The following is a 4,900-nucleotide window of genomic DNA, read 5'->3' as shown; positions in this document are numbered from 1 at the left end:
CAGGTACTCCAGCCACTTGCCGAGGAAGGTGTTCATCCGCATGCGGTGGCTGATCAGCTCCGCCGGCGGCGGGTACAGCCCCATGGTGTCCTGCCAGCGGCGGCCGACGTAGCAGTGGGTGGTCTCGGCCTGGCGCGCGTCACGGTACAGGCGAACATAGGCCGATGGATCAGGCTCGCCAGTGACCGGGTCGGCCAGGTCGTAGGTCAGCCGCAGTTCCACCGTGTAGCGGTGGCACTCGATCACGTCCAGGCGAACGTCCAGGCCATCGCCGACCGAGGAGACGTAGCTGCCCGTCATCAGTCCAGCCGGTTCGAACAGGCGCACCAGATGGCGGTAGTTCTCCGCGTACAGGCCCATGAGCCAGCTCAGCCGGCTCAGGCGGGGAATGCGTTCGGTACGGGGCAAGGCTCGGGCCATGGGTCGATCCTACACGTTGGTGCTTCAACGTGGGGGCGCCTCAAGCCACAGCCAACCCGACGGTCGCTTTCATCGCGGTAGTGCCGGCCGCTGGCCGGCAGCCCCGCAGCGCGAACAGGATCAATACAGCTCGCGCTGCAGCCCCAATGTGGCCAGCACCTTGCTGGAAATCTCCTCGATCGAGGTATGCGTGGTGCTCAGGGTCGGAATCCGCTCCATGCGGAACATGGTCTCGGCCGCGGCCACCTCGCGCTTGCAGGTGTCCAGGTTGGCGTAGCGCGAGTTCGGGCGGCGCTCCTGGCGGATCTGCTGCAGGCGGTCCGGGTCGATGGTCAACCCGAACAGCTTGCGTCGGTAGTTGCGCAGGCGCGGCGGCAGGCGGTCGCTTTCCAGGTCCTCGTCAGTCAACGGGTAGTTGGCCGCGCGCACCCCGTAATGCAGGGCCAGGTAGATGCAGGTGGGCGTCTTGCCGGCGCGCGACACCGCCACCAGGATCACGTCGGCATCGTCGTAGTTCACCGCAATGCCATCGTCATGGGTCAGGGCGAAGTTCATCGCGTTGATGCGGCGGTGGTAAGTATCGAAATCGACCATGCCGTGGGCCTGGCCGACCCGGGCCAGGCGCGGGCTGGCCAGTTCACGCTCCAGGGGCTCGATGAACGGCGCGAACACATCCAGCATCAGCGCCCCGCTGTCGGCCAGGATCAGGCTCAGGCTCTGGTCCACGCAGGAGTTCACCACGATCGGCCGGACCTGGTAGCGCTCACCTGCCGCCTGGATCCGGGCGCAGGCTTCACGCGCTTTTTCGGGGTCGTCGACAAACGACATTCGGTCGGTAATGAAGCTGAATCCGGAGAACTGGGTCAGCAGGCTATGCCCAATGGTTTCAGCGGTGATACCGGTTCCATCGGAAACGTAGAACACCGGACGGATGGTCGACATGCGCGCTTTTACCCCCTACGAAGCTTAAAAAGGCCGCCAGCACAAGCTTGTGCCGACGGTGCTCTGCCCGGCATCATATCGGCTTCTTCCTACGGACGCGGCCACTCAGCCCGCCTCGGGCGATGGCCAAACGGAGCATCGCGCTTGAACGAGAACATCCTGTGGTTGCACGAACTGCGTCTGGCCGATCTGGCCCGCGTAGGCGGCAAGAATTCGTCCCTGGGCGAGATGATCGGCAACCTGGCCGGTCTGGGCGTTTCGGTGCCGGGCGGTTATGCCACCACCGCTGAAGCCTTCAAGGACTTCATCGCGCACAACGACCTGTCCAAGCGCATCTTCGACAGGCTGGCCACGCTGGACGTCGAGGACGTCAACGCGCTGACCGCCGCCGGCAAGGAAATCCGCGGCTGGGTAATCGACGCCCCGCTGCAGCCGCAGCTGGACCAGGACATCCGCACCGCCTACGCCAAGCTGAGCGCCGAGAATGGCGGCGGCGACGTGGCCGTGGCCGTGCGTTCGTCTGCCACTGCCGAGGATCTGCCGGATGCGTCCTTCGCCGGACAGCAGGAAACCTTCCTCAACGTGACCGGTGCCGACGACGTCGTGCACAAGGTCAAGGAAGTGTTCGCCTCGCTGTACAACGACCGCGCCATCGCCTACCGCGTGCACCACGGTTTCAAGCATGAGGACGTGTTCCTGTCCGCCGGCGTGCAGCTGATGGTGCGTTCGGGCGTCGGCTCCTCCGGCGTGCTGTTCACCCTGGACACCGAGTCCGGCTTCCGCGACGTGGTGTTCGTCACCTCCTCGTTCGGCCTGGGCGAGATGGTCGTGCAGGGCGCGGTCAATCCGGACGAATACTACGTCTACAAGCCCACCCTGCAGGCCGGCAAGCCGGCGATCCTGCGCCGCTCGCTCGGCAGCAAGGCGATCCGCATGGTGTATTCGGATGTCCCCGGTGAGCGCGTCCGTATTGAAGACACCCCGGCCGAACTGCGCACCACCTTCTCGATCAGCGACGAGGACGTGCAGGAACTGGCCAAGCAGGCGCTGGTCATCGAAAAGCACTACGGCCGCCCGATGGACATCGAGTGGGCCAAGGACGGTGTCAGCGGCAAGCTGTTCATCGTGCAGGCGCGCCCGGAAACGGTGAAGTCGCGCAGCCACGCCACCCAGATCGAGCGCTTCGCGCTGACCGAGAAGGGCGGCAAGGTGCTGGCCGAGGGCCGTGCCGTCGGCGCCAAGATCGGTTCGGGCGTGGCCCGCGTGGTGAAAACGCTGGACGACATGAACCGCGTGCAGCCGGGCGACGTGCTGATCGCCGACATGACCGATCCCGATTGGGAACCGGTGATGAAGCGCGCCTCGGCCATCGTCACCAACCGCGGTGGCCGCACCTGCCACGCCGCGATCATCGCGCGCGAGCTGGGCGTGCCAGCCGTGGTCGGTTCCGGCAACGCCACCCAGGTCATCGAGGATGGCCAGCTGGTCACCGTCAGCTGCGCTGAAGGCGATACCGGCTTCATCTACGAAGGCAAGCTCGGCTTCGAACGCACCACGACCGATCTGGGCAACATGCCGCCGGCCCCGCTGAAGATCATGATGAACGTGGCCAACCCGGAACGTGCCTTCGACTTCGGCCAGCTGCCGAACGCCGGCATCGGCCTGGCCCGCCTGGAAATGATCATCGCCAGCCACATCGGCATCCATCCGAACGCGCTGCTGGAATACGACCGCCAGGACGCGGCAACGAAGAAGAAGATCGACGAGAAGATCGCCGGCTACGGTGATCCGGTCAGCTTCTACGTGGACCGCCTGGCCGAAGGCATCGCCACGCTCACCGCCTCGGTTGCACCGAACCCGGTGATCGTGCGCCTGTCGGACTTCAAGTCCAACGAGTACGCCAACCTGATCGGCGGCAGCAACTACGAGCCGCACGAAGAGAACCCGATGATCGGCTTCCGCGGCGCCAGCCGTTACGTCGACCCGAGCTTCTCGGCCGCCTTCGCGCTGGAGTGCAGGGCCGTGCTGCGCGTGCGCAACGAAATGGGCCTGGACAACCTGTGGGTCATGATTCCGTTCGTGCGCACCCTGGAAGAAGGCCGCAAGGTCGTCGAGGTGCTGGAACAGAACGGCCTGAAGCAGGGCGAGAACGGCCTGAAGATCATCATGATGTGCGAAGTGCCGTCCAACGCACTGCTCGCCGATGAGTTCCTGGAGATCTTCGACGGCTTCTCGATCGGCTCCAACGACCTGACCCAGCTGAGCCTGGGCCTGGACCGCGACTCGTCGATCGTCGCGCACCTGTTCGACGAACGGAACCCGGCAGTGAAGAAGCTGCTGTCGATGGCGATCAAGGCAGCACGTGCCAAGGGCAAGTACGTTGGCATCTGCGGCCAGGGCCCGTCCGATCACCCGGATCTGGCCGAATGGCTGATGCAGGAAGGCATCGAGTCGGTGTCGCTGAACCCGGACACCGTGGTTGATACCTGGCTGCGCCTGGCCAAGCTGAAGGCCAACGGCTGATGCCGTGATGGGCTGACGTCGCTTTCATCGACGTCCGCCCATACTGCTGCTGCACGCAAGCCCCGCCTCTGCGGGGCTTGCTGTTTCTGGCGTCCGCGCACGCCCTGCCCCACGCAGACATCGCTACGCAACAAAGGACTTCCGCATGATCGCCGTCGCACCTCCCACCCCCGCCCCCGCCGCAACGCCCTGGTTCCACTCGCTCGACTGGGAGCGCCTGCTGGAAACCTACGGCGTGCCGTTGCTGGCCGCGATCGTGGTGCTGCTTGTGGGCCTGTGGGTGGCACGACGCCTGTCCAATGCCATGCCGCGCGCCACTGCGCGCATGGGCGTGGACCCGATGCTGGGCAGCTTCCTGCGCAACGTGGTCTATGCCACCTCACTCGTGATCGTGGCGCTGCTGGCCATCGACACGCTCGGCGTGAAGATCACCCCGCTGCTGGCCGTGCTCGGCACCGCTGGCCTCGCTGTTGGCCTTGCATTGAAGGATTCGCTGTCCAACATCGCCTCGGGCGTGATGCTGGTGACGCTGCGACCGTTCCGCGTGGGCGATGTGGTGACCGTGGCCGGACAGACCGGCACGGTGCGCGAAGTGCGCATCTTCCAGACCGTTCTGACTGGCGCCGACAACCAGCACACCACCATTCCGAACACGCTGATCACCGCCGCACCGATCATCAACCTCACCGCCGAACCGACGCGCCGCGTCGAACTGGTGATCGGCATCGGCTACGAAGACAACATCCAGCTGGCACGCGACACCGCGCTGGCGCTGATGAAGGCCGACCCGCGCGTGCTGCAGACCCCCGCACCGGACGTGGTGGTCTACGAGCTGGGCGCACACGCCATCAACCTCGGCATCCGTTGCTACGTGAAGTCGGCCGACTGGTTCGGCACCAAGGTCACGCTGCTGGAGCAGCTCAAGCTGGGCTATGACAAGGCCGGCATCAACATCCCGTACCCGCAGCAGGACATGCACCTGTACCTGCATGGAAAGGATGGCAGCGTGGTGGAG

General features: G+C 65.3%; 4 protein-coding genes. 2 read left to right on the top strand and 2 right to left on the bottom strand.

The features are described 5' to 3' along the window. Positions 1–420: DUF1249 domain-containing protein (locus N5C25_RS20140; RefSeq protein WP_279937762.1), on the bottom strand; the 420-nt coding region annotated here is incomplete at its 3' end. 120 nt (positions 421–540) lie between these two features. Beyond that, positions 541–1,362, bottom strand: a complete 822-nt coding sequence (locus N5C25_RS20135) for a pyruvate, water dikinase regulatory protein (RefSeq protein ID WP_005417170.1) — start codon at positions 1,360–1,362, stop codon at positions 541–543. 144 nt (positions 1,363–1,506) lie between these two features. Here N5C25_RS20135 and ppsA point away from each other — a divergent pair, with 144 nt between their 5' ends. Both ppsA and N5C25_RS20125 read left to right on the top strand, forming a co-directional pair. Then, a complete protein-coding gene (gene ppsA, locus N5C25_RS20130; protein ID WP_111099058.1) occupies positions 1,507–3,885 on the top strand; it encodes a phosphoenolpyruvate synthase in 2,379 nt (792 codons plus the stop codon). A 145-nt stretch (positions 3,886–4,030) separates the two neighbouring features. Continuing rightward, positions 4,031–4,900: mechanosensitive ion channel domain-containing protein (locus tag N5C25_RS20125; RefSeq protein WP_279937761.1), on the top strand; the 870-nt coding region annotated here is incomplete at its 3' end.

The sequence above is a fragment of the Stenotrophomonas sp. GD03958 genome, from assembly GCF_029839005.1.
Taxonomy (GTDB): domain Bacteria; phylum Pseudomonadota; class Gammaproteobacteria; order Xanthomonadales; family Xanthomonadaceae; genus Stenotrophomonas; species Stenotrophomonas hibiscicola.
The sequence above is the reverse complement of the archived record's forward strand: the minus strand, read 5'-3'. Positions and strand labels throughout refer to the sequence as shown.

Bases quoted from the DNA above. Each gene is read 5' to 3' on its own strand.
- N5C25_RS20135 (WP_005417170.1), bottom strand. From the start codon at position 1,362: ATGTCGACCATCCGTCCGGTGTTCTACGTTTCCGATGGAACCGGTATC.